We start from the raw sequence: 23159 nt of genomic DNA, 5'->3' as shown, positions 1-23159 counted from the left end.
GACGTATCTCAGCACGCGGCGGGGTCGAGTCGGGCGAGCAGATTGCCGTCCGGGATGGCGATCCGCGAGCTTCCGCCCGCCAGTCGGGCGGCGGCCCGGCGGGCCTGTAGCGGGCCGTGTTCGCGTCGGGCGGCGGTGTAACTCGCGGCCGTTCGGGCGGCGATGCTGGCCCAGCCGTAGCGCTGGCCGACCATGGTGCGGGCCTTGCGGGCCACCCGGCGGGCGAAGACCTCGTCACCGAGCAGTTGACCGACCGCGCCGGCGAGCGCGTCCGGGTCGCTGTGCGGGAACGTCACACCGGTGACGCCGGACTCGACGATCTCGGCGAGCCCGCCGGTGCGGGCCACCGCGAGGGGTGCACCGGCGGCGGCCGCCTCCAACGCCACCATGCCGAACGGCTCGTAGAGGCTGGGCACCACCGTCGCGTCGGTGGCCCCGAGCATCGCTGGTAGCTGGGTGGTGTCGAGGAAACCGGTGAACCGTACCGTCGAGCTGAGCGCCAGCCGCCGGGCCTGGGCCTCCAACTCGGCGCGGTACGGGCCGTCCCCGGCGATCACCACGCGCAGCCCGGGGTGCCGCTCGCGGAGCCGGGGCACCGCGTGCACCAGGTGCTGGACACCCTTCTCGTAGACCAGTCGCCCGGCGTACCCGACCAGGGGGCCGTCCCCGGCGAACCGTGCGCGAGCCGACGCGACCGCCCGCGGTCGGGCCCGCCAGGCCCGGTCGTCGACCCCGTTGGGCACCACGTCGACCTGCGTCGCCGGTACGTCGAAGAGCGTGGTCACCTGGTCGCGCATGTAGCCCGAGCAGGTGATGACCCGGATGGAGGAGCCGCTGAGCCAGTGTTCGACGCCGTGGATGGTGCGGTTCATCTCCTCCGGCAGCCAGCCCTGGTGCCGGCCGGCCTCGGTGGCGTGGATGGTGGTGACCAGCGGCAGATCGAGGTGCTCGGCCAGGGTGACGGCGGTGTGGGCGACGAGCCAGTCGTGGGCGTGGATGACGTCGTAGCTGCCGGCTTCGGTGGCGCGCAGGGCGGTGCGGGTGAGGGTGTGGTTGAAGGCCATGGTCCAGGCCAGGAGGCTGCTGGTGGCGAGGGGGAAGGTGACCGGGTCTTCGGGGGCGCGCAGGATGCGTACGCCGTCGGCGTACTCCTCCAGGGGTGCGCCGTCGCTGTGTCGGGTGACGACGGTGACCTCGTGGCCGGCGGCGGCGAGGGCCACCGACAGGGCGTGCACGTGTCGGCCGAGGCCGCCGACGAGCACCGGCGGGTACTCCCAGGACAGCATCAGCACCCGCAGTCGCCGGGCGGGGTGGATGTCGATCACGTGGGCGTCGGGTGACATGCGGCCCCCTTTGAATTGTCCCCGGGCGCGCGCCGACCGACACCGGAGCCGGTGTCGCCGTCGCGTCTGGATCGGGGCCAATCCTGCCGGGATCGAGATAACCAGCGGAGACACCACCGTTGCGGTCGTGTAAAGCGCTACTGGCTCTTTCGGCGCACCCGCAGCAGCTCGGCCACCGACCACGCCTGGAACGGGCAACCGGTAGCGGCGTGCGGCGCGAGGCCGTCGGCCGTCTCGCTCACCGAGCCTAGCCCATATTCGGTCAGATGTGCCTCGATACCAACGAACACGTCATCGACCGACATCTTGCCCCGGCGGCAGGCGTCCACGTACGGCCCGAGCAGCCACGGCCAGACCGTGCCCTGGTGGTAGCCGCCGTCGCGCTCGGCGGGACCACCCCGGTGCCGGCCCACGAACTCCGCCGAATCGACGGCGAGGCTTCGTGGCCCGAGCGGAGTGAGCAACCCGTCGCCGATGCGCCGTAGCGTGGTCTCGTCCGGGTCCATCGGCGCGTACGGCAGCGACCAGGCCAGCAGCTGGTTGGGGCGCAACGCGTCGTCGTCGTGCAGGGCCGCACCGCCCAGCGGATACGCCGGCGCGGGAGCGTCCAGCACGTCGTGCAGCCAGCCGGTCGGCGACGGAAAACGCTCCCGGAACGAGGCGGTGGCCTGCCCGTGCCGTCGCCACAGCTCGTCCGCGTCCCGCCCGGCCAGCTCGGTCAGCTCCGCGAGCCCGGCCAGCCCGTTGATCCACAACGCGTTGACCTCGACCGGCTTGCCGGTACGCGGGGTGACCGGCACCCCGTACACCCGGGCGTCCATCCAGGTCAGCGCGGTGCCGGCGGCACCCTGGGTGAGCAGCCCGTCGGCCGGGTCGACGGCGATCCCGTACCGGGTGCCGGTCACGTGGGCGTCGACCACCCCACCCAACGCGGGCAGCAACTCGTCACCCAGGTCGGTGTCACCGGTGACGGTGACGTGCCGACTCACCGCGTGCAGGAACCACAGCGTGCCGTCGACGGTGTTGTACTCCACCCGACCGGTGTCGGCCGTGTTGGCGAGCATCCCCTCGGACAGCGTCGCCGCGTACGCCCGCAGCAGTTCCCGGCCCTCGTCGGCGCGACCCGTGCAGAGGAACAGCCCCTCATAGGAGATCATCGTGTCCCGCGACCAGGCCCCGAACCACGGGTAGCCGGCCACCACGTCGACGGCCCGCCCGCCGGCACGCACCACGAACGCGTCCGCGGCCAGCGTGAGCGTCGCCTCGACCGGGTCCACCGGCTTCGCCGCCGCCACCACCCGCCGGTTGCGCCGTCGGGCCGTCTCCACGATCTCGGTGGCCGGCGGCGGCACCTCGTCCAGTCGACCGGCCCAGGCCCGCACCGACACCGTGTCGCCGGGGCGTTCCAGCTCGCCGGCGAACCGCCCCGCGTACCAGAGATCCTCGTCCGGGTGCAGGCCCCGATTGGCCTCCTCGCGGTGGTGCACGCCCAGCCACCACTGCCCCTCGGGCGCCCAGCCCGGCCCGGCCAGCCGGTACGCGCCCTCGACCACCGCGCCGTCGGCCACCGGCTCGACCTGCGGGATCGGGCCGTCGGCCCGCCGTTCGCCGTGCGCGTCGCGCCAGGTGCAGGCGGCCGACAACTCCAACCGGACCGGCCCGCCGGCGACCAGCCGGTGCACCACCGCCACGCACGAGCGGCCCGGCAGCATGGCCACCTCCCGCTCGATCACCACCGACCCGATCCGCCACCGCCACCGGGGCAGCCCATCGGTCAGGTCGAAGCGCTCCAGCAGCTCGAAGCCGCGCGGGTCCACGTCACCGGAGGACCATTCGTGCGCGCCGAGCCGCACCCGCGCGCCGGACGGCACAGTGACCGCCGGGTCCAGGCTGACCAGTCCCACCTGACGGGAAGCCGGAGTTTCGCCGGGGACCACCAGCAGACCGTGGTAACGGCGCGTCCGGAGCCCGCCGACGGTGCCCATCGCGTATCCGCCGAGGCCGTCGGGGACCAGCCACTCCCGGCTCGCGGCGCTGGTCAGATCGCCACAGACCTGGGGGCCGAAGCGCATGTCGATCAACTTTCCTCCACCTGCGACGGGGTGTAACACGCCACGACGACAATGGCTGCTGTGGTCAAGTACCGCGGCGACGTCAAAGATGTGCACGTGATCACTGACCGATCGTCCTCCGACGCCTCGCCACCCGACGCTGAGCGGCTCCGGCTCGCCCAAGCCGACTCGGGGGAGCAGGACTGGCGTGCATGGGGTCCCTATCTGTCCGAACGGGCGTGGGGGACGGTGCGGGAGGACTACAGCGAGCACGGTACGGCCTGGGACTACTTCCCGCATGACCACGCGCGGTCCAGAGCCTACCGGTGGAATGAAGACGGAATGGCCGGCGTCTGTGACGAACGACAGACCTTCGCCTTCGCCCTCGCGCTCTGGAACGGCAAGGACCCGATCCTCAAGGAGCGGATGTTCGGCCTCGGCGGCGACGGCGGCAACCACGGCGAGGACGTCAAGGAGTACTGGTGGTACGAGGACTCCACGCCCACCCACTCCTGGATGCGCTGGCGCTACCACTACCCCCAGGCTGCCTTCCCGTACGACGAACTCGTCGCGGTGAACGCGTTGCGCGGCCGCGACGACACCGAGTACGAGCTGGTCGACACCGGGATCTTCGACGAAGACCGGTACTGGGCGGTGACCGTCGACTACGCCAAGGCGTCCCCGACCGACCTCTGCATGGTGGTGACGGTCGCCAACCGGGGCGACCAGGCGGCGACCCTGCACGTCCTGCCGACCCTGTGGTTCCGTAACACCTGGTCCTGGGGCCTGCCCGGCGGCGACCGGATCCCCCGGATCACCGGCCACGGCACCCGGCTCGTCGGCGAACACCGGGTGCTCGGCCAACTGCTACTGGAGGGCGACGGCGGCCCGGTGCCGCTGCTCTGCGACAACGACACCAACGCCGAACGGCTCTGGGGCCTGCCCGGCCGCTCCCCGTACCCGAAGGACGGCATCAACGACCACGTCGTCAACGGCGCGGCCACTGTCAACCCCGACCGGGAGGGCACCAAGGGCGCGCTGCACTACGTGCTCGACGTACCGGCCGGTGGGCAGCGTCAGATCCGGCTGCGGCTCACCCGCACCGCGTCGCCCCCGGCCGCCGTACCGCCGCCCCCGGCCGACCTCAGCGCCGGCTTCGAGGCGGTGGTGTGGGCGCGGCGGGCCGAGGCGAACAGGTTCTTCGCCGGGGTGATCCCGCCGGCCGCCACCCCCGACGAGGCGCTAGTGGCACGGCAGGCCATCGCCGGGCTGATGTGGGGCAAGCAGTTCTACCACTTCGATGTCAAACGTTGGCTCGAAGGCGACCCCGGCTCGACGCCGCCGCCGGCCGGGCGCCGGCACGGGCGCAACAGCGCCTGGTGGCACATGACCAGCTTCGACGTCATCTCCATGCCCGACCCCTGGGAATACCCCTGGTACGCGGCCTGGGACCTGGCCTTCCACTGCGTGAGCATCGCCCGGGTCGACCCGACCTTCGCCAAGGAGCAGATCCTGCTCCTGCTCCGCGAGTGGTACCTGCACCCCAACGGGCAGATCCCGGCGTACGAGTGGGCGTTCGGAGACGTGAACCCGCCGGTGCACGCGTGGGCGGCCCTGAAGGTGTTCGAGATCGACGGCGGGCGGGACTACGAGTTCCTGGCTCGGGTGATGCACAAGCTGCTGCTCAACTTCACCTGGTGGGTCAACCGCAAGGACACCGGCGGCAACAACGTCTTCGAGGGCGGCTTCCTCGGGCTGGACAACGTCGGGCCGTTCGACCGTTCGGCGGCGCTGCCGGTGGCCGGTGTGCTGGAGCAGTCCGACGGCACCGGCTGGATGGGCATGTACGCGCTCAACCTGCTGGACATGGCGATCGTGCTCGCCGAACACGACCGGACCTGGGTGGACACGGCCACCAAGTTCTTCGAGCACTTCGCGTACATCGCCGCCGCGGCGTACGAGCAGGGTCTGTGGGACGACGAGGACGCGTTCTTCTACGACGTGCTGCGCCTCGCCGACGGCACGAAGGTGCCGCTGAAGGTCCGCTCCGTCGTCGGGCTGCTGCCGTTGGCCGCCACCACCCGGCTCACCGCGAGAACCCTGCACCATCTGCCGGAGTTGGGCGCACGCCTGCGCTGGTTCCTGACCAACCGCCCGGAGTACTCCCAGGTGATCGGCACCCGGCGGCTGGGGCCGGACGGTCGGCAGCAGCGGCTGCTGTCCATGGTCGGCCCGGAGCAGGTGGTCCGGCTCCTCGCCCGGATGCTCGACCCCGACGAGTTCCTCTCCGACTTCGGCCTGCGTACGCTGTCCCGCGCGCACCTGGACAAGCCGTTCTCGGTCACCCTCGGTGGGCAGGAGTTCTCCGTCGGCTACGAGCCGGCCGAGTCGACCAGCGGCCTGTTCGGCGGCAACTCGAACTGGCGCGGACCGATCTGGATGCCGACGAACTTCCTGCTGATCAGCGCGCTGCGCGACTACGCCGCGTTCTTCGGCGACGACCTGCAGGTGGAGTACCCGACCCGCTCCGGCGTGAAGCGCACCCTGGACGAGATCGCTGACGACCTCTCCGCCCGGCTGATCTCGCTGTTCACCCAGGACGACTGGGGTCGCCGGCCGATCTACGGCGCGTGCCAGCTCTTCCAGACCCACCCGGACTGGCGGGACCTGGTCGCCTTCCCCGAGTACTTCCACGGAGACAACGGGGCCGGCCTGGGCGCCTGGCACCAGACCGGCTGGACGGCCCTGGTGGCGGACCTGATCCTCACCCTCCGCCGCTGAACCCCCGCGCCGCCGCGCGACCGCGCGCCGCCGCTGCGCGCCCGCGCCCTGCATGATCGCACTCGATCCATGTTGTAGTGGTGTCGCTGCCGTGCGGAGGCCACTCGATCCTGGATCGAGCACGATCGTGCGGCGTGCGGCGTGCGGCGTGCGGCGTGCGGCGTGCGGCGTGCGGGCCTGCGGCGTGCGGGCCTGCGGGCGTGCGGGCGGCAGGCCGCGCGGGAGTGGGTGCGTCAGGCGGTGACGAGGCCGAGCTTGATGAGGCTGTCGGCGGTGTCGGTGATGGTCGTCTCCACCGGGCGGGGCCGCCAGCCGAGGACAGTGCGGGCCCTGTCGTTGCTGATCACCGGGATCTGCCCCCGCAGGGCGGCGGCCTCACGCAGCGCGGGCTCGGTCTTCGCGGCCTCCCGGACCTCGTCGTCGCTCAACTCCCGGGCCGGCACCCGATCGGCCAGGCTCGGCAGGTGCCGCGCGAGCATCTTCGCCAGGTCGAGGAAGCTGATCGACGGGCCGCCGACACCGATGAACCGCTCACCGGCAGCGTCCGGGTGCAGCATCGCGCGCAGGTGCAGGTCGACCACGTCCCGCACGTCGACCACTCCGAAGTACATCCGGGGTACGACCGGCATCGCTCCGGTAAGGAACGCCTGCACCAGGCCGGTCGACGCGGAGACCCGTGGCCCCAGCAGCGGCCCGAAGATGCCGGTCGGGTTGACCACGCTCAGCTCGACCCCAGCGTTGTCCCGGACGTAGTCCCAGGCCGCGCGTTCGGCGAGGGTCTTCGACCGGTGGTACGCCGGGATGTCGTCGTCCACGTTCGTCCAGTCCGCCTCGGTGTACCGGCCGTCGGGCTTCACGGTGTAGCCCACCGCTGCGTACGACGAGGTCAGCACCACCCGCTGTACCCCGGCCTCGCGGGCGGCGCGCAGGACGCGCAGCGCTCCGTCGCGGGCCGGCCGGATCACCTCGTCGTCGTCCTCGGGCGGGGTGAACGGGAACGGCGACGCGTGGTGCAGCACGTAGCGCGCCCCGGTGACCGCCTCGGCCCAGCCCTCGTCGGCGGAGAGGGCCGCGGTGCGGAACTCGACCCGGCCGTCCGGGTTCGTGCCCGCCTGGCGGACCCGGTCGAGCACCTCGTCGCGCTGGCCTGCCTCGCGGACGCTGACCCGCACCCGGTAGCCCTCGTCGAGCAGCCGGGCGACGGAGTATCCGCCGAGATGTCCGGTGGCGCCGGTCACCAGCACAAGGGTGTCCTCGCTGCTGCGAAGCTGCATGTCTTTCTGCACGATATGTCCCATCTTGTGTCAGAACTCCTGAAGAACGCGTTCGACCCGTTCGACCGCGCGGGCCTCGGCAACGACGTCACCCCGGTGCCGCGCGTCCCACATGTCGGCCTTGCTGCGCATGTACGCCTGGCGTACCCGTAGGCGCTCGATCTCGGCGGACAGCCGGTCGGCGTGCCGGGCGAGGAGGTCGCGCTGTTGGGCGGCGGCCGTCGGGTCGCCGTCGTCGAGCAGCGTCAGGTACCGACGCATCTCCGCGACGCTCATCCCGGACGACCGCAGGCAGGCCAGGGCGTCGATCCGCTCGGCGAGCGGAGTGTCGTAGCGGCGGTGGCCGCTGCTGTCGTCGCGGGGCACCGCGCCGAGCAGGCCGACCTTCTCGTAGTAGCGCAGCGTCGGCTCACTGAAGCCCGACCGTTGGGCCATTTCCTGGATGGTCAGGGGCGGTTCTGTCCGCTTCCGGTCTGCCGTCGTCGCTGCCATGACTGAAGCGTCCCCAACTTCAAGCGCTTCAAGTCAAACGATGTGACGCAGGGCATCGTTCAGCGGTTTGCCCGGTCGAGCGGCCCCACCAACCCGGCGGCTGACCTTGGATCCAGCGGGTGATCGGTGCGCGGAAGGGGTTCACAGATAACCGACGCGGACGATCAACTCGCCCTCCTTCGGCCGGGCCCCCACGTAGACGGTCGCAGGGTCGAACAGGGTCGGCGGCAGGCGCAGCTCATCGGAGAGACCCATCTCGCGTGCCAGGTCCTCCGGAGACTGCCCCGCCGCCGGCACCAGGGTGATCGTTCGCCAGCATCCACCGGAGGCGCATTCCATGCCCTCGTCGGCGACCGTCGCCCCGGACGGCACCGCCGGCATCCGTGACCTCGGCGGCAACGATCCCTCGGTCTTGAACACCTGCAACCACAGGAACGACAGGACCCACAGGCACGACAGCAGACCCAGCGTGACGGACACGGCCACGAGAGTGCGCTTGCTGCGTCTCCGCAGCGCGGTCCGCGACGTCATCGCGCGAGGATAGCGGGGCACTGTCGACCAGTCGGGGGGAGCGGTGGCCCCAGGTCAGCCGGTGAAGGGCTCGGGTCCGAGGCGGCCCCAGGCCACGAAGGCGGCCACCGCGAGGTAGAGCAGGTTCAGCACGATGAACTTCGCCTCGCCGTGGCGCAGGTGGGTGATCATCGCGCCGACCATCAGCAGCACCCAGCAGACGGCGGTCACCGGCACCAGCACCGGTGCGATGTCCAGCACGGCAGGCAGGATCAGGCCGATCGCGGCCAGGATCTCGAGGATCCCGAGGGCCCTGACGAAGCCCACGCTGGCATCGTCGGTCCACCCCCCGCCGTTGGTCGCGGCCAACTTCTCCTTGGGTACGAACGTCTTGGTGACGCCGCCGGTCAGGGCGACTGCGGCCAGCAGTCCGGCGGCGATCCACAGAGCCAGGTTCATGAGACTCCCTTCGTATCGGGTCGCACAGGAGACACCGTCGGCCGGGGGCGCTGTGACGGCTCGTCGAGTGACGAGGAGCACCGACGCCCGGTGTCACAGCAGGCGGGCGGCCGGTGTCTGGTGGGCGACGCGGCCGAGATCGACGAGAATGGAGCAGGCATGGATGCTGGGGCGCAATCATGAGTGCGGACGGCCGTGGGCAGCCCGCCGTCGACGCGTTCGTCACCCACCGGAACCTGCTCTTCACCGTCGCCTACGAGATGCTCGGCTCGGCCGCCGACGCGGAGGACGTACTCCAGGAGACCTGGCTGCGGTGGGCGGACGCGGAGCTGGCGGCGGTGCGGGACCAGCGCGCCTACCTGGTCCGGATCACCACCCGGCTGTCACTCAACCGGCTCCGGGCGGTCGGCCGACGCCGGGAGTCCTACGTCGGCGCGTGGTTGCCGGAGCCTCTGCTGACCACACCCGACGTTGCCGAGGACGTCGAACTCGCCGAGAACGTCTCGATGGCGATGCTGCTGGTGCTGGAGACCCTCGCGCCGACCGAGCGGGCGGTGTTCGTCCTGCGTGAGGTCTTCGGCCTGGAATACGACGAGATCGCCGAGGCGGTGGACAAGAGTTCGGCGGCGGTCCGTCAGATCGCCCACCGGGCGCGGACGCGTGTCGCCGCTCGGCGGCCGCGTGGGATGGTGTCGCCGGCCGAAACCCGACGTGCGCTCACGGCGTTCCGGCTGGCGGTCGAGACCGGCGACGTGCAGGGCCTGCTCGACGTCCTCGCGCCGGATGTCGTGCTCCTCGGCGATGGCGGCGGGATCAAGCAGGCCCTGCTGCGGCCGGTCGCCGGGGCCGACAAGGTGGCCCGCCTGCTGTGCAGCACACACGCCAGGACCGCGACCATGTCGCTGCACCCCGCCCAGGTCAACGGTCACCCGGCGCTGGTCCTGCGGCTCGACGGCGCGGTCGACGCGGTCCTCGCGCTGCGTATCGACGACGGTCTCATCAGCGGGGTCTACGCCGTGCGTAACCCCGAGAAACTGTCACACATGCGGCGCGAGACCACCCTGCGCCGTTGACGCCCGCGCCGCCCGCTGAGGCTGGTTTGTTCCGCGCACGTCGGCGGCTGCGGGCCGTCTGCCTGAGCGGCGTCCCCGAGGATCACGGCCGAGGACCGGTCAGGGCCGGCAGGATAGGGCGGTGTCGGAGAACCCGATCCGAGCTAGTACGGGGGCGCGGGTATCTCGGGTGCTTGTCGACGTGAGCGTCGCGCGTCCGCTGCGGCGACGCCGAGCAGCACCACGGCGGCGAGGGCGCCGGCGGTGAGCGGCCGGAGGTGCAGTGCCACCGGGGTCAGCAGGCCGAGGGTCAGCAGGCCGGCCAGCCGGGAGCGGGAGACCCGGCCGAAGACCTGGTATTCGAGGGCCGACCGTCCGGCGAGGAAGAGTGCCGGGCCGCCGAAGATGGCGATGAGCCAGTGAGCCGGAAGGTGCCCGAGCGGCTCGGTGATGAACAGTTCGAAGCCGACGCCGGTCAGCACGATCCCGGCGATCATGACGAGGTGGGCGAAGGACATGTCGGTCGCGAGCCGGGCCGCGTCGCGGGACCTGTCGACGGCCGTGCCCAGCATGCCTCCCGCCACGTGGAAGTAGATCCGCCAGAGCACGACGGTGCTCGCCAGGGCCAGGACGAACCCGGCCGTCTGGTCGGTGTGGAACTCGCTGCCGCTGAAGGCGAGCCCGATGACGAAGATCGCCTCGCCGAGAGCGATGAGGAGGAACTGTTGGTACCTCTCGGCCAGATGCTCGGCCGCGATCATCTGGATGCCGAGCCGCTGCGCGCCGAGTCGGGGGGTCGGCCAGCCGAGGAACAGCCCGGTGTAGTCGATCAGCACGGCGAGGGTCCAGAGCGCCCCGCGAACCCTGCCGTCGTCGACCAACCCGCCGACGACCCACAGTGGTGCGCTCAAGCCGAACCAGAACAGGATTCGGATGGACTGGTGCGGGTCCGGCCGGCCGTGCCCGGCGAGGTAGAAGAAGACCACCCGACCGATCTCGAGGGTCACCAGGGTGATGGCGAAGAGCGCGGCCCGTGCGTCGAAGCCGTGCGGCACGGCTACCGCCATCGTCATCGATCCGACCAACGTCATGATGATGACGGTCTGCACGATCGGGGCGTCCGGGTCCAGCCAACTGGTCGACCAGACCGTCAGCGACCAGACCGCCCACAGCGCCAGGAACAGCAGCAGTGCCTGGCCGAGGCCCGCGTACACGCCGCGCTGGCCGTCGGTGAAGTCGACGATCAGCCGCGCGGAGATCCGGGTGAGGGCGAAGACGAAGACCAGGTCGAGGAAGAGTTCCAGGAAGGTCGCCCGCTGCCGGGTGGCTTCGTCGCGAAGCAGCCGTCCGCCACTGGGGTTCCTCATCGGCCCACCACGCGCCGGTGCCGCCAAACGACCACGGTGCCCTCCCGTCGCGGTGATCCCCTCGGCTAACGAGCCAGGGGGTGGTGGTGGCACGTGGCGAGCCGGGGCCGACCTACCACTACAGTCACCAATCCGTCACCCGGCCGCCACGGCAGGTGTGCGCCCTTACGCTCGTGGGCGTGCCCGGACCTGCCGAGAAGGCCACTGAACAGGACCGGCGTGACCTCATCGTCACGGTCGCGCGAGAGTTGGCCGAGACGGAGGGCTGGGCGGGTGTGACCACCCGACGGCTCGCCGAACGGACCGGGATCGATATGGGCGACATCTACCGGCACTTCGCCGATCTGGAGGCGTTGATCGCCGCCGTCGCGGTGTGCGCCTTCGCCGATCTGGCCGCCGATCTCGCCGAGGCGCACGCGGAGACGGTCGGCGGCCCCGAGGGGGTCTGGCCGGCGGTCGCGTCCGCGTACCTCGACTTCGCGTACACGAATCCGGGGGTCTACGACGCGATGCTCGCGCTGACCCCCGACCTGGCCCTCGGCGCGGATGGTGTGCCGGCCGCGCCGCGGGCGGTGTTCGCGGAGCTGCGGGCGGCTCTGACCCCGCTGGCCGAGGGCCGGGACCCGGACACTCTCGCCGAGGTGGGTTGGAGCCTGCTGCACGGCGTGGTGATGCTCACCCGCGGTGGGCGACTGCGACCCGAGGGGCAGGAGGAGCGCGAGGCGTTGATCGCGCAACGGTTGCTGCGGTGGCCGTGACCACGACGGCCAAGGCGGAGCGGTTCACGGAAATCCGAAAGATCTGAAACTCGCCTCCCGCCTATCCTGTCCGTCGGTCTTTCGGGCGGTGGCACGGGGAAGGGGATGGTATGACGGTCGGCGTGGCGGCGCGGCGGCAGGCACAGGTGTTGATCTTCGATGCGGACGACACCCTGTGGGAGAACAACGTCGTCTTCGAGCGGGTGATCGACGACTTCCTGGGCTGGCTGGACCACCCCACCCTGGATCGCGCCGAGCTGCGGGCTGTCCTCGACGACATCGAGCGGGCCAACGCGGTGGCGCACGGGTACGGCAGCAAGGTTTTCCTGCGCAGCCTGGGAGAGTGCCTGGAGCGGCTGCGCGAGCGGCCGGCCACCGACTCCGAACGCCAGGAGATCGACAGGCTGGCGGTGGCCCTCGTCGAGCATCAGGTGGAGCTGATGCCCGGGGTGGCCGACGCGCTCGACGAACTGGCCGGCCGGCACGAGCTGCTGCTGCTGACCAAGGGCGACCAGCAGGAGCAGCAGCGCAAGCTGGACGCCTGCGGCCTGCTGCACCACTTCGGGGCCGCACACATCGTCGCCGAGAAGAACGTCGACACGTACCGGTGGCTCACTCGGGAGCACGGGTTCGCGCCGGCCGGCGCGTGGATGATCGGCAACTCCCCGAAGTCCGACATCCTGCCGGCGCGGGCGGCCGGGCTGAACGCGGTGTTCATTCCGAACGCGAACACGTGGGTGCTGGAGGACGACGACCTGGACCCGACCGACGGCGGGGTGCTGCGGCTCGCCGCGTTCCGTGACCTGCTGCGGCACTTCTGACGACCCCACCCGGCGCGGTGACCCGAACAGCGTCGACGATCAAGATCCCGTTACGGTGACATGCCGCTTTTTCAGCGTGGGATCAGTCATGCCGGTGGTGGCCCGCTCTGGCTTGTCCGGCCCGTCGCGAGCTCCTAGCCTGGGCCGGCGCCTCTCGGCTCTGGGGTTTTGCCGGGGACGCGCCAGGCGTCCGGAGGGTGGGCACCGTGGAGCTGAGTGACCGCAGTCGGACGCCACGGTCAGGGCCGGGTAGTTGCGGACCCGGCCCTGACCACCACGAACTGTCGCCGGCTCAGGACGCCTCCCGTCGGACGATCGCCACCGCCACCCGACAGAACTCGTCCATGTCCGGGTTGAACCCGGCCGCGATGTCGGGGTGCAACCCGGAGCGGGTCTCCTCCAACAGGCGTTGGCAGACCTGCTCGACCGGCTCGCCGGCGTAATCGGCACGAACCCGGTCGGTGGCGGCCTGAAGCGCCGAGGTCAGCTGCTCCTCCAGTGGGCCGCGCAGCTTCTGCTGCACAGGGTCGAGCCCACGCGGGTCGAGCGTGACATGTGGCTCCGACATCGGTGCTCCCTTCGTCGACGTCCGCGGTACCCCACCGCGGACGCCGGTCAAACCCCGTTCGGTACGGCGGCGACCCGTACCTGGTATGAGAATTCCTCCGCCGGTTCCTCGTGGTATGACAGCCGGCGGATCTGCCGGTCGTCGTCGTAGAGGGCGACGTCCACCAGCACGCCAAGGTGGCTGAGGCCGATGGACGACACCCGCTTCTTGTCCTGCAACACCGCGCAGACGCCGCCGAGCAGGGTGCTGGCGTCGGCCGTCCGGTGCCCGGGCGGGCAGCGCAGGACCAGGTCGACCTCGACCGGCCCGGGCAACGGCGTCCAGCCGGTGCGCTGGGCCGCCGTGAGAGCGGCCTGAAGCAGGGTGCGGACCCTCGTCGCCTGCCGATGCCCGGCGGCGAAGATGGACAACGCTTCGGTCTTGACCGGTGGCAGGCCGCTCACCTCGAATGTCAGGGCGAGAGCGCGGGTGTCCTGCACGACGGCACCTCCTCGTTGGGACGATCCTGCCGAACCGGGGCAGCGGCGGTGGGACGTTCCCGCGATTACCAACCGATCGGGCAGGTTGGGGTCGGCCGAGGCGTGTCGACGGCGGCGGCGAACGCGCTGGCTGCGGCGCTAGGAAAACGCTAGTCGACGCCGCCCGCGCTGGGTAGTCGGTCGTTCACCCGGTTGGTCGCGGTGCGAATGCGCAGAACTCGTTGCCCTCCGGGTCGGCCAGCACCCACCAGCGGCTGCGCTCGGTCGGCTCGGCCAGCACCGTCGCACCGGCGCGGACCAGCGCGTCGGGTTGCGGGTCGACCAGTTCGACGTCCCAGTGCATGCGGTTCTTCATCGTCTTGGGCTCGGTGACCCCGTCGAAGACCCAGCTCTCCCAGGGGAGGCCGGCGGCCCCGAGCAGCGACGCCTCGGCCGGCCCGTACTCGACGGTGCCGCCGAGCACGCCGGCCCACCAGGTCGCCTGTGCGGTCGGGTCGATCGTGTCCACCACCAGGCGGACCGGGCCGGGCCTGGTGCCCTCGCCGGCGGGGAACGCGCAGAACTCGTTGCCCTCCGGGTCGGCCAGCACCCACCGGTCGGCGCCGCCGCCCGGTTCGCTGACCAGCCGGGCGCCGTCCGCGAGCAGCGCCGCCGGGTCCGCGTCGGCCAACCGCAGATCCAGGTGTACGCGGGTCCGGCCGACCCTCGGCTCGGGCACCCGGTTCACCCAGATCGACTCGGCGTCCGAGCGGGCCGAGCGGGGGTCCAACCGGGTGTCGCCGTCACCGGCGTCGGCCACGTCGGCGTCCAGCATGCGGGCCCAGAAGCCGCCCAGGGCGAGCGGTTCGGCGGCGTCCAAGCAGAGGTCCTTGAAGCGCGCGATCATGACCCCAGCATGCCTGGTCCGGGGCGCACCGTGGGGCAAGCGACGCGCGTTGCGGAGTCAGTGCCGCTCGACGCCTCGTCGATCATGGAGTTGTGGTGGGTGACAAACTCCTCGCACAACCCGGCCCGTAACTAACAAGATCCACGAAACGGCGCTAGTGACGATCTTGGCCGCTGCCGCTGCCGCTGCCGCTGCCGCTGCCGCTGCCGCGGCGGCGCAGCGCCCTGCTCGGGTCGCCGGCCAGCCAGTCCTGATCGCGCCAGTAGCCGATCGCCGAGCGCAAAGTGTCCAGGTTGCGGTTGAACGTGGCCGGCGCCCGCGTGCCCCACCGGCCGGTGAACCAGGCAAACAGCGCGGCCGCGGCCTTCGGCGCTTCGAGGTCGGCCAGCGTGCTGGCCGGGCCCAGGTGCTCGCGCAGTTGCCGCAGGGTGGAGGCGTACACGCGGCGGGTGCCGACGGTCTCCGGATGGTCCAGTGTGGACAGGAAAGCGTCGACCGCCGCGGCGACGCTCACCCCAGCGGCCGGGCGGATCCGGCTCACGGTCCCCATCCGCGGCACCCCCTCACCAGCTATCGCAGAAAAGCTATCCCTGTCGTCCCCGCCGGCCGGGTGGCGGCCCCGTGGTGGCAGGCCCAGCCGGGACAATCCATCGCAGAAAACCATCAGCTTTCTGCGATAGTGGCGCAAGCGCCGGGACAGGGATCTTCGGCCTGCCGTGGACTCGGGGCCGCGGCGGCGTACGCAGGTACCACCCATGCTCAGTTGGTGGCGTAGGCACGCATCAGGGGGCCGGCAACATGGGCAGGTGAGTTGACCTGCGGAGCATGGGGGTTGCGTCAGGCCGGGGTGATCTCGCCTTGCTTGAGTTGCAGGTTCGGGAATTCGTATCGTTCCCGCATGGCTGCGGCCAGCTCGGCGGTGACCTGACGGACCATGACAGTGACCCCGGATCCGTCAGCGTGTGGCGCCACTGCCGCGACGGCCACTCCTTCGGCTCGCCAGTACGGGATGTCCTTCTTAATGTCCTCTGTGACCTGGTTGAGGACGATGCGTGGGTGCCGCGCGTCGGCGAAGGCGAGTTGGAGTCCGGGGTGTCGGCCGCGCAGGGCGGCGCCGAGCTTGTCCACCTGCGACACGGGTACGCGGTGGACGACAAAGGTAGCGCCGTCGGCTGTCAGACCGGCGTACGAGTTGGCGGGATAGGCGCGTTCGGCGTCGCGGATCAGCAACTCTCGCAGTGAATCACCAGGAGCGGCGGCAGGGCCAGTGGCGAGCTCCCGGGACTGGGTGACGGTTGGGACCGGAAACGCCGGCTGCCCTGCATCGTCGGCGGCTTGTCCAGCGCACCCTGCGCTCGCCGCCAGGACACTGGCCGCGACTAGAACGAACCTTTGTATACGCATGGCATGTTTCATCATAGTTGCGGATTTGCCGCTGGGCCACGTCGATGCGCGGCCCAGCGGCTGAAACGTCGCCGTTCTACGTCGGCGTTCTAGTGTCCTGCGCCGGGAATTCGTTGAAAGCTGAGTCGATCTTGCTGGTGGCGTCCGCGCAGCCCCGCAGGCAGCTCGTCACCGCCCGCACGCTCGGTGTGACGGCCATGTTTCGCGCACTCGTGAGCGGGGCAGTGTAGCCCCACGGAGCATCTGAGCCGTCGTGTTTCCGCAGTTCACGGGGCTTGGGATGGCTCGCCGTGCGCCGGGGCACGGATGCCCCTCCCCGGTTTCGCCGAAGAGAGGGGGAGGGCGATGACGGACCCCGAAGCGGCTCGACACCGACGCCGGCCGATGGTGCGGCTCGCGGCGGCGGCCGCCGCGCTGGCGCTCGTCGCACCGCTGGCCGCGTGCGGCAGCGACGACGGTGGTGGCGGCACGCCGACCATCAACCTGTACTACCCGCCCGAGCAGAACCTGCAGAAGGTCGTCGACGACTGCAACGCGCAGGCCCAGGGGCGGTACACGATCGTTTACCGGGGGCTGCCTCGGCAGGCCGACGACCAGCGGGTGCAGATGGTGCGCCGGCTGGCCGCCGAGGACACCGGCATGGACGTGCTCGGCCTGGACGTGACCTGGACCCAGGAGTTCGCCAGCGCCAAGTGGATCCGTGAGTGGACCGGTCAGGACAAGGCCGAGGCCGAGCAGGGCACCCTCGCCGGCCCGCTGGAGACAGCCCGCTACGAGGGCAAGCTGTACGCGGCCCCGAAGAACACCAACGTCCAACTGCTCTGGTACCGGAAAGACCTGGTGCCGCAGCCGCCGACCACCTGGGACCAGATGATCAGCGCGGCCCAGCAGCTCAAGGAGCAGGGCAAGCCGTACCAGGTGCTCACCATGGGCGCCCAGTACGAAGGCCTGGTCGTCCTCTACAACACCCTCGCCGAGAGCGCCGGCGGGAAGATCCTCAACGACGACGGCACCCAGGCCGTGATGGACGAGGGAGCGGTCCGGGCGTTGGAGCAGTTGAAGCGTTTCGCCACGTCGGGCGTGACCTCGCCGTCGTTCAGCAACGCCACCGAGGACCCGGTCCGGCTGGAGTTCCAGTCCGGCGCGGGCGCGTTCCAGGTGAACTGGCCGTTCGTCTACCCGGCCCTCCAGGAGGCGGACCCGGAGCTTGCCAAGCAGGTCGGCTGGGCGCGGATCCCCGGCATCGACGAGGGCACCCCGAGCAAGGTCACCATCGGCGGTGTCAACCTGGCCGTCAGCTCCTACTCCGAGCATCCGGAGCTGTCCTTCGAAGCGGCCCGGTGCATCCGCAGCGCCGAGCACCAGAAGTTCTCCGCCATCAACGACGGGGTGCCGCCCACCATCGAGGCCGTCTACGACGACCCGGAGATGACCGAGGCGTACCCGATGAAGGACACCATCCTGGAGGAGCTGAAGGACCCGGCAACCCGGCCGCTGACCCCCGCCTACCAGAGCATCTCCACCGTCATGTCGGCGATCCTGTCCCCGCCGTCGGCAATCCGTCCACAACAGACTGCCGACGAGCTGCGTGGCGCCATCGCCGACGCACTCCAGTCGAAGGGGGTGCTCCCGTGACCCGGCCCGCCACCACGGAAACGCCGGAAAAGACCGACGGCCAGCGTGCCACCGTGCCGACCCAACGCGGAGGCCGCCGCAAGGCGCCGCTGAGCGCGAACAAGAAGGCCGAACGCAAGCTCGGCTGGTTGCTCTGCGCGCCCGCCGCGCTGGTCATGGTCCTGGTGACCGCGTACCCGATCATCTACTCGGTCTGGCTGTCCTTGCAGCGCTACGACCTGCGCTTCCCTGACGAGCGTGAGTTCATCGGCCTGCAGAACTACGTCACAGTGCTCAGCAACGAGTTCTGGTGGACCGCGTTCGGGGTGACCACGCTGATCACGGTGGTCACCGTGGCCGTCGAACTGGTGCTCGGCATGGGTCTGGCGATCATCATGCACCGCACCCTGGTCGGGCGCGGCCTGGTCCGGACCTCGGCGCTCATCCCGTACGGAATCGTCACCGTCGTCGCGGCCTTCTCCTGGCGGTACGCCTGGACGCCCGGCACCGGCTACCTCGCCGACCTGTTCAGCGACGGCGCACCACTCACCGAGCGCGCCAGCTCCCTGGCGATCATCATGCTCGCGGAGATCTGGAAGACCACCCCGTTCATGGCGTTGCTGCTGATGGCCGGGCTGGCGCTGGTGCCGGAGGACCTGCTCAAGGCCGCCTCCACCGACGGCGCGACCGCCTGGCAGAAGTTCACCAAGGTGATGCTGCCGGTGATGAAGCCGGCGATCCTGGTCGCGTTGCTCTTCCGCACCCTGGACGCGTTCCGGGTCTTCGACAACATCTACGTGCTCACCGCCGGAGGCAACGAGACGTCGTCGGTGTCGATGCTCGCCTACAACAACCTGCTCCGGGGTCTCAACCTCGGTATCGGCTCGACGATGTCGGTGCTGATCTTCGTCACTGTGGCGATCATCGCGTTCGTCTTCGTGAAGCTGTTCGGCACCGCTGCCCCCGGCAGCGACGACGGGGAGAGGCGCTGACATGGCTGTCGATACCACTACCAGGGCAAAACTGCGCTGGGGTCTGCTCGACGTCCTCGTGGTCGTCTTCGCGCTCATTCCGGTGCTGTGGATCGCGTCGCTGTCGTTCAAGACACCGGCGACCCTCACCGACGGGAACTTCATCCCCCGGGAGTGGACGCTGGACAACTACCGGACGATCTTCGACACGGACGAGTTCGTTCGGGCGCTGGTCAACTCCATCGGCATCGCGCTGATCGCCACGCTGATCGCGGTGGTGCTCGGAGCGATGGCCGCGTACGCCATCAGCCGGCTGGACTTCCCGGGCAAGAAGCTGCTGGTCGGGATCTCCCTGCTGATCGCGATGTTCCCGCAGGTGTCACTGGTGTCGCCGCTGTTCGAGATCGAGCGTCAACTCAAGATCTTCGACACCTGGCCCGGGCTGATCCTTCCGTACATCACCTTCGCGCTGCCGCTGGCGATCTACACGCTGTCGGCGTTCTTCAAGCAGATTCCGTGGGACCTGGAGAAGGCCGCGAAGATGGACGGTGCCACCCAGGCCCAGGCGTTCCGGCGGGTGATCGCGCCACTGGCCGCGCCCGGTGTCTTCACCACGGCGATCCTGGTGTTCATCTTCTGTTGGAACGACTTCCTGTTCGCCATCTCGCTGACCTCCACCGAGCGGTCCCGCACGGTGCCGGCCGCGCTGTCGTTCTTCACCGGCGCGTCGCAGTTCGAGGACCCCACCGGGGCGATCTGCGCGGCCGCCGTGGTGATCACCGTACCGATCATCCTGTTCGTCCTCTTCTTCCAGCGCCGCATCGTGTCCGGTCTGACCTCCGGCGCAGTCAAGGGATAGGTGAGTAGTCATGGCTGACATCGTGCTGGACAAGGTGAGCAAGAGTTTCCCGGACGGGACCGTCGCCGTGCAGGACGTCGACCTGGAGATCGCCGACGGCGAGTTCGTGATCCTGGTCGGCCCCTCGGGCTGCGGCAAGTCCACCACCCTCAACATGATCGCCGGGTTGGAGGACATCAGCTCCGGTGAGCTGCGCATCGCCGGGCAGCGGGTCAACGACAAGGCGCCCCGGGACCGGGACATCGCCATGGTGTTCCAGTCGTACGCGCTGTACCCGAACATGACAGTGCGGGAGAACATGGCGTTCCCGCTGCGGCTGGCCAAGCTGGACAAGGAGACCATCAACCAGAAGGTCGACGAAGCGGCCAAGGTGCTGGAGCTGACCGCCCTGCTGGACCGCAAGCCGGCAAACCTCTCCGGTGGCCAACGCCAGCGGGTCGCCATGGGCCGGGCGATCGTCCGTCAGCCCAAGGCCTTCCTCATGGACGAGCCGCTGTCCAACCTCGACGCCAAGTTGCGCGTGCAGATGCGCACTGTGGTGTCCCGGCTGCAGAAGCAGCTCGGCACCACCACCGTCTACGTCACGCACGACCAGACCGAGGCGATGACCCTCGGCGACCGCGTGGTGATCATGCGGGGTGGCGCGGTGCAGCAGGTCGGGCCGCCACAGGAGCTGTACGACCACCCGCGCAACCTCTTCGTGGCCGGTTTCATCGGCTCACCGTCGATGAACTTCCTGCACGCCGCCGTGCAGAATGGCAGCCTGCACACCGCACTGGGTGACGTGCCGCTCGGTGACCGGGTCCGCCGGGAGTTGGAGGCCGCCGACGCCCCGCGCGAATTGATCCTCGGCATCCGGCCCGAGCACTTCGAGGACGCCGAACTGGTCGACGAGGACACCCGGCGGCGGGGCATGGAGTTCGAGGCACCGGTGGACATCGTCGAATCGATGGGCTCGGACAAGTACGTCTACCTCACCGTCGAGGGTGAGAAGGCCAGCGCCGCCGAGTTGGAGGAGTTGGCCGCCGACGCCGGTGCCGCCGACTTCGCCGGTGCCGGTGGCAACCTGGTGACCCGGCTGTCCGCGGAGTCCGCGGTCGCCGAGGGACAGTCACGGCGGGTCTGGTTCAACCTGGAGAAGATCCACCTGTTCGACCCGGCCACCGGGCGGAACCTGACCCTGCACGAGGGCCGGGCGGCCGGCGCGCTCGGCGACTGACCACGCGCTCAGCGCTCGGCGTTCGGCGCTCGGCGTTCGGCGCTCAGCGTTCAGCGTTCAGCGTTCGGCGCTCGGCGCGAAGATCGTGCTCGATCGTTGTCGTAGTGGTGTCGGAGCGAGCGGGATGCCACTTGAACCAGGATGTTGCGCGATCTTGGCGAGGGCCGGCGGGTTCACCTGCCGGCCCTCGCCGTGTCCTGCGCCGCGGGCCCGGTCGTGGCAAGGTGGTCGGAGATCGCGTCGTGAGGCGGGGGGCGGGATGAACCGACGACTGGCCGCGCTGGCCAAGGCGCACGGCGTGTCCACCTGGTACGAGGACTGGCAGCACCGCCGCGTCGAGGTCGCACCGGAGACCGTGGTGGGTGTGCTCGGCCTGCTCGGCGTGGACGCCACCAGCCCGGCGGCCGTCGCGGACGCACTCGCCGCCGCCCGCGCGGTGGACCGGGCCGCGCTGCCCCCGACGGTGGTGCTCACCCAGGGCACGACCCGGGCGCTGCCCGGCGCAGGTGTGGTGACCCTGGAGGACGGCGGCCGTCGCGTGGTCGACGGCGAGCTGCCGGGAGACCTGCCGCTGGGCTGGCACCGGCTGGCCTGCGCCGACCGGGAGGCGACGCTGGTGGTGGTGCCCCGTCGGCTGCCGGTGCCGCCGCGCACCTGGGGCTGGATGCTCCAGCTCTACGCGCTCACCTCGGAACGCTCCTGGGGCATGGGTGACCTCGGCGACCTCGCCGACTTCACCGGCTGGGCCGGTGACACCGGGGCGGGGCTGGTGTTGCTCAACCCGCTGCACGCCGTCGGGCCCGCGCACCCGGTCGCCACCTCGCCCTACTCGCCAGCGAGTCGACGCTTCGTCAACCCGCTCTACCTGCGGGTCGGCGACACCGCCGCGTACCGTGCGGCCGACCCGGCGACCCGTGCGGTCGTCGACGCCCTGCGCCCCGACCGCGGCGAGCTGATCGACTACGACCAGGTGTGGGCGGCCAAGCGGCACGCCCTGGAGTTGCTGCACCCGTACGCCCAGTCGGTGGACCTCGCCGCCGACCCGGCGCTGGCCAGCTTCGCCACCTGGTGTGCGCTCGCCGAGCGGCACGGCAACGACTGGCGTGCCTGGCCGGAGGAACTGCACCATCCGGACTCCCCGGCGGTCGCCGAGCAGCGTCGGCAGCTCGCCGACCGGGTCGCCTTCCACGCCTGGTTGCAGCACCTGTGCGACGAGCAGCTCGACGCCGTGACGGCGGCGGCCCGGGCCGCCGGAATGCCGGTCGGGGTGGTGCACGACCTGGCCGTCGGCATCGACCCCGGCGGTGCCGACGGTTGGCAGCTCGCCGACGTGCTGGCCCAGGGTGTGCGGGTCGGCGCGCCGCCGGACGATTTCAACCAGCTCGGCCAGGACTGGGGGCTCGCGGCGTGGCGCCCGGACCGGCTCGCCGCCACCGGTTACGCCGCCTACCGGGACATGCTGCGCCGGACCCTACGGCACGCGGGTGGCCTGCGGGTGGACCACGTCGCCGGCCTGTGGCGGCTGTGGTGGGTGCCGCCGGGCGCCGGGGCGGCGGAGGGCACCTACGTGCGGTACGACGCCGACGCGATGCTCGGCATCCTCGCGCTGGAGGCGCACCGGGCCGGCGCGGTGGTGGTCGGCGAGGACCTCGGCACCGTGCAACCGGTGGTGACCCGGGGGCTGCGCGGGCGCAACATGCTCGGCTCGACCGTGTTGTGGTTCGCCCGCGACGACGACGGCGCGTTCGTCCCGCCGGCCCGTTGGCCGCGCAACGCGCTGGCCACGATCTCGACGCACGACCTGCCGACCGCGCCGGGTTTCCTGAGCGGGGAGCACGTTCGGGTGCGCGACGAGTTGAAGCTGCTCGGCACGGACGTCGCGGTCGAGCGGGCCCGGGCCGCCACGGACCGGAAGCGGCTGTTGGACATGTTGCGCGCGGAGAGTCTGCTGCCCGAGCCGACCGCGACACCCGACCCGGCTGCGACACCGGACGACGGCGACGTGGTGGTGGCGATGCACGCCGCCCTCGCGGCCAGCCCCACCCGGCTACTCGGCCTGTCCCTCTACGACGTGCTGGGCGAGGTGCGCCAACCCAACATGCCGGGCACTGTGGACGAGTACCCGAACTGGCGGCTGCCGCTGCCGGCGACCGTCGCGGAGATCCGCTCGGACCCCCGGGTGGCCCGGATCGTCGACCTGCTCGGCGCTGCCCGGCCACGGCGGACCAACCCCGCGCCGACCGAGGAGTGA

At 70.7% G+C, this 23159-nt stretch carries 21 protein-coding genes; 9 read left to right on the top strand and 12 right to left on the bottom strand.

From position 1 onward, the window contains the following. Positions 1-8: 8 nt before the first annotated feature. On the bottom strand, positions 9-1343 hold the full coding sequence (locus tag O7614_RS22985) for a glycosyltransferase family 4 protein (protein WP_278140549.1): 1335 nt from the start codon (positions 1341-1343) through the stop codon (positions 9-11). A gap of 137 nt (positions 1344-1480) precedes the next feature. Next, on the bottom strand, positions 1481-3424 hold the full coding sequence (locus O7614_RS22980) for an amylo-alpha-1,6-glucosidase (RefSeq protein ID WP_278140548.1): 1944 nt from the start codon (positions 3422-3424) through the stop codon (positions 1481-1483). Between the two features lie 42 nt (positions 3425-3466). Here O7614_RS22980 and O7614_RS22975 point away from each other — a divergent pair, with 42 nt between their 5' ends. After that, positions 3467-6175 carry a glucosidase gene (locus O7614_RS22975; protein ID WP_278140547.1) on the top strand — a complete coding sequence of 903 codons (2709 nt, stop codon included), beginning with the start codon at positions 3467-3469 and terminating at the stop codon, positions 6173-6175. 233 nt (positions 6176-6408) lie between these two features. On the opposite strand, the gene O7614_RS22970 is transcribed toward O7614_RS22975, so the two are convergent. From O7614_RS22970 to O7614_RS22955, 4 genes are all read right to left on the bottom strand, one after another. Beyond that, positions 6409-7449 carry an NAD-dependent epimerase/dehydratase family protein gene (locus tag O7614_RS22970; protein WP_278140546.1) on the bottom strand — a complete coding sequence of 347 codons (1041 nt, stop codon included), beginning with the start codon at positions 7447-7449 and terminating at the stop codon, positions 6409-6411. 30 nt (positions 7450-7479) lie between these two features. After that, entirely contained in the window at positions 7480-7884 is a 405-nt protein-coding gene (locus O7614_RS22965) for a MerR family transcriptional regulator (RefSeq protein WP_278140545.1), read from the bottom strand. A gap of 198 nt (positions 7885-8082) precedes the next feature. After that, the gene (locus tag O7614_RS22960) at positions 8083-8472 is read right to left on the bottom strand and encodes a hypothetical protein (RefSeq protein WP_278140544.1); all 390 of its coding nucleotides are present in this window, start codon (positions 8470-8472) and stop codon (positions 8083-8085) included. Positions 8473-8526: 54 nt separating this feature from the next. Further along, on the bottom strand, positions 8527-8910 hold the full coding sequence (locus O7614_RS22955) for a DoxX family protein (RefSeq protein WP_278140543.1): 384 nt from the start codon (positions 8908-8910) through the stop codon (positions 8527-8529). Between the two features lie 179 nt (positions 8911-9089). Between O7614_RS22955 and O7614_RS22950 the strand changes: the two genes are divergently transcribed. Next, entirely contained in the window at positions 9090-9983 is an 894-nt protein-coding gene (locus tag O7614_RS22950) for an RNA polymerase sigma-70 factor (RefSeq protein WP_278140542.1), read from the top strand. 143 nt (positions 9984-10126) lie between these two features. Here O7614_RS22950 and O7614_RS22945 read toward each other — a convergent pair whose 3' ends face one another. Continuing rightward, positions 10127-11329 carry a low temperature requirement protein A gene (locus O7614_RS22945; protein ID WP_278140541.1) on the bottom strand — a complete coding sequence of 401 codons (1203 nt, stop codon included), beginning with the start codon at positions 11327-11329 and terminating at the stop codon, positions 10127-10129. 179 nt (positions 11330-11508) lie between these two features. On the opposite strand from O7614_RS22945, the gene O7614_RS22940 reads away from it, so the two are divergent. Both O7614_RS22940 and O7614_RS22935 read left to right on the top strand, forming a co-directional pair. Further along, positions 11509-12087 carry a TetR/AcrR family transcriptional regulator gene (locus O7614_RS22940; protein ID WP_278140540.1) on the top strand — a complete coding sequence of 193 codons (579 nt, stop codon included), beginning with the start codon at positions 11509-11511 and terminating at the stop codon, positions 12085-12087. Between the two features lie 110 nt (positions 12088-12197). Beyond that, a complete protein-coding gene (locus tag O7614_RS22935; RefSeq protein WP_278140539.1) occupies positions 12198-12908 on the top strand; it encodes an HAD family hydrolase in 711 nt (236 codons plus the stop codon). Positions 12909-13200: 292 nt separating this feature from the next. Here O7614_RS22935 and O7614_RS22930 read toward each other — a convergent pair whose 3' ends face one another. The 5 genes from O7614_RS22930 to O7614_RS22910 form a co-directional block, all read right to left on the bottom strand. Next, entirely contained in the window at positions 13201-13476 is a 276-nt protein-coding gene (locus O7614_RS22930) for a hypothetical protein (protein ID WP_269683309.1), read from the bottom strand. Between the two features lie 47 nt (positions 13477-13523). Then, a complete protein-coding gene (locus tag O7614_RS22925) occupies positions 13524-13955 on the bottom strand; it encodes a hypothetical protein (RefSeq protein ID WP_278140538.1) in 432 nt (143 codons plus the stop codon). 184 nt (positions 13956-14139) lie between these two features. Next, positions 14140-14841: a VOC family protein gene (locus O7614_RS22920; protein WP_278140537.1), complete on the bottom strand. Its 702-nt coding sequence runs from the start codon at positions 14839-14841 to the stop codon at positions 14140-14142. Positions 14842-14995: 154 nt separating this feature from the next. Then, positions 14996-15391 (bottom strand): hypothetical protein, encoded by a 396-nt coding sequence (locus tag O7614_RS22915; RefSeq protein WP_278140536.1) that lies wholly within the window; start codon positions 15389-15391, stop codon positions 14996-14998. A 287-nt stretch (positions 15392-15678) separates the two neighbouring features. Beyond that, positions 15679-16071, bottom strand: a complete 393-nt coding sequence (locus tag O7614_RS22910) for a hypothetical protein (RefSeq protein WP_278140535.1) — start codon at positions 16069-16071, stop codon at positions 15679-15681. Positions 16072-16590: 519 nt separating this feature from the next. On the opposite strand from O7614_RS22910, the gene O7614_RS22905 reads away from it, so the two are divergent. From O7614_RS22905 to malQ, 5 genes are all read left to right on the top strand, one after another. Beyond that, positions 16591-17880: an ABC transporter substrate-binding protein gene (locus O7614_RS22905; protein ID WP_278140534.1), complete on the top strand. Its 1290-nt coding sequence runs from the start codon at positions 16591-16593 to the stop codon at positions 17878-17880. Positions 17881-17933: 53 nt separating this feature from the next. Next, on the top strand, positions 17934-18851 hold the full coding sequence (locus O7614_RS22900; RefSeq protein ID WP_347404405.1) for a sugar ABC transporter permease: 918 nt from the start codon (positions 17934-17936) through the stop codon (positions 18849-18851). 1 nt (position 18852) lies between these two features. Then, positions 18853-19689, top strand: a complete 837-nt coding sequence (locus O7614_RS22895) for a carbohydrate ABC transporter permease (protein ID WP_278140532.1) — start codon at positions 18853-18855, stop codon at positions 19687-19689. 10 nt (positions 19690-19699) lie between these two features. Next, complete coding sequence (gene ugpC / locus O7614_RS22890; protein WP_278140531.1) at positions 19700-20908, top strand: sn-glycerol-3-phosphate ABC transporter ATP-binding protein UgpC; 1209 nt, start codon at positions 19700-19702, stop codon at positions 20906-20908. Between the two features lie 259 nt (positions 20909-21167). After that, positions 21168-23159: a 4-alpha-glucanotransferase gene (malQ, locus tag O7614_RS22885; protein ID WP_278140530.1), complete on the top strand. Its 1992-nt coding sequence runs from the start codon at positions 21168-21170 to the stop codon at positions 23157-23159.

Source organism: Micromonospora sp. WMMD961, from assembly GCF_029626145.1.
Lineage (GTDB): Bacteria > Actinomycetota > Actinomycetes > Mycobacteriales > Micromonosporaceae > Micromonospora.
The sequence above is the reverse complement of the archived record's forward strand: the minus strand, read 5'-3'. Positions and strand labels throughout refer to the sequence as shown.

Excerpts from the sequence above, each read along its gene's own strand:
- O7614_RS22985 (WP_278140549.1), bottom strand. The coding sequence starts at position 1,343 with ATGTCACCCGACGCCCACGTGATCGACATCCACCCCGCCCGGCGACTG.
- O7614_RS22975 (WP_278140547.1), top strand. The coding sequence starts at position 3,467 with ATGGCTGCTGTGGTCAAGTACCGCGGCGACGTCAAAGATGTGCACGTG.
- O7614_RS22970 (WP_278140546.1), bottom strand. The coding sequence starts at position 7,449 with ATGCAGCTTCGCAGCAGCGAGGACACCCTTGTGCTGGTGACCGGCGCC.
- O7614_RS22965 (WP_278140545.1), bottom strand. The coding sequence starts at position 7,884 with ATGGCCCAACGGTCGGGCTTCAGTGAGCCGACGCTGCGCTACTACGAG.
- O7614_RS22960 (WP_278140544.1), bottom strand. The coding sequence starts at position 8,472 with ATGACGTCGCGGACCGCGCTGCGGAGACGCAGCAAGCGCACTCTCGTG.
- O7614_RS22955 (WP_278140543.1), bottom strand. The coding sequence starts at position 8,910 with ATGAACCTGGCTCTGTGGATCGCCGCCGGACTGCTGGCCGCAGTCGCC.
- O7614_RS22950 (WP_278140542.1), top strand. The coding sequence starts at position 9,090 with ATGAGTGCGGACGGCCGTGGGCAGCCCGCCGTCGACGCGTTCGTCACC.
- O7614_RS22945 (WP_278140541.1), bottom strand. The coding sequence starts at position 11,329 with ATGAGGAACCCCAGTGGCGGACGGCTGCTTCGCGACGAAGCCACCCGG.
- O7614_RS22935 (WP_278140539.1), top strand. The coding sequence starts at position 12,198 with ATGACGGTCGGCGTGGCGGCGCGGCGGCAGGCACAGGTGTTGATCTTC.
- O7614_RS22930 (WP_269683309.1), bottom strand. The coding sequence starts at position 13,476 with ATGTCGGAGCCACATGTCACGCTCGACCCGCGTGGGCTCGACCCTGTG.
- O7614_RS22920 (WP_278140537.1), bottom strand. The coding sequence starts at position 14,841 with ATGATCGCGCGCTTCAAGGACCTCTGCTTGGACGCCGCCGAACCGCTC.
- O7614_RS22915 (WP_278140536.1), bottom strand. The coding sequence starts at position 15,391 with ATGGGGACCGTGAGCCGGATCCGCCCGGCCGCTGGGGTGAGCGTCGCC.
- O7614_RS22905 (WP_278140534.1), top strand. The coding sequence starts at position 16,591 with ATGACGGACCCCGAAGCGGCTCGACACCGACGCCGGCCGATGGTGCGG.
- O7614_RS22895 (WP_278140532.1), top strand. The coding sequence starts at position 18,853 with ATGGCTGTCGATACCACTACCAGGGCAAAACTGCGCTGGGGTCTGCTC.
- ugpC (WP_278140531.1), top strand. The coding sequence starts at position 19,700 with ATGGCTGACATCGTGCTGGACAAGGTGAGCAAGAGTTTCCCGGACGGG.
- malQ (WP_278140530.1), top strand. The coding sequence starts at position 21,168 with ATGAACCGACGACTGGCCGCGCTGGCCAAGGCGCACGGCGTGTCCACC.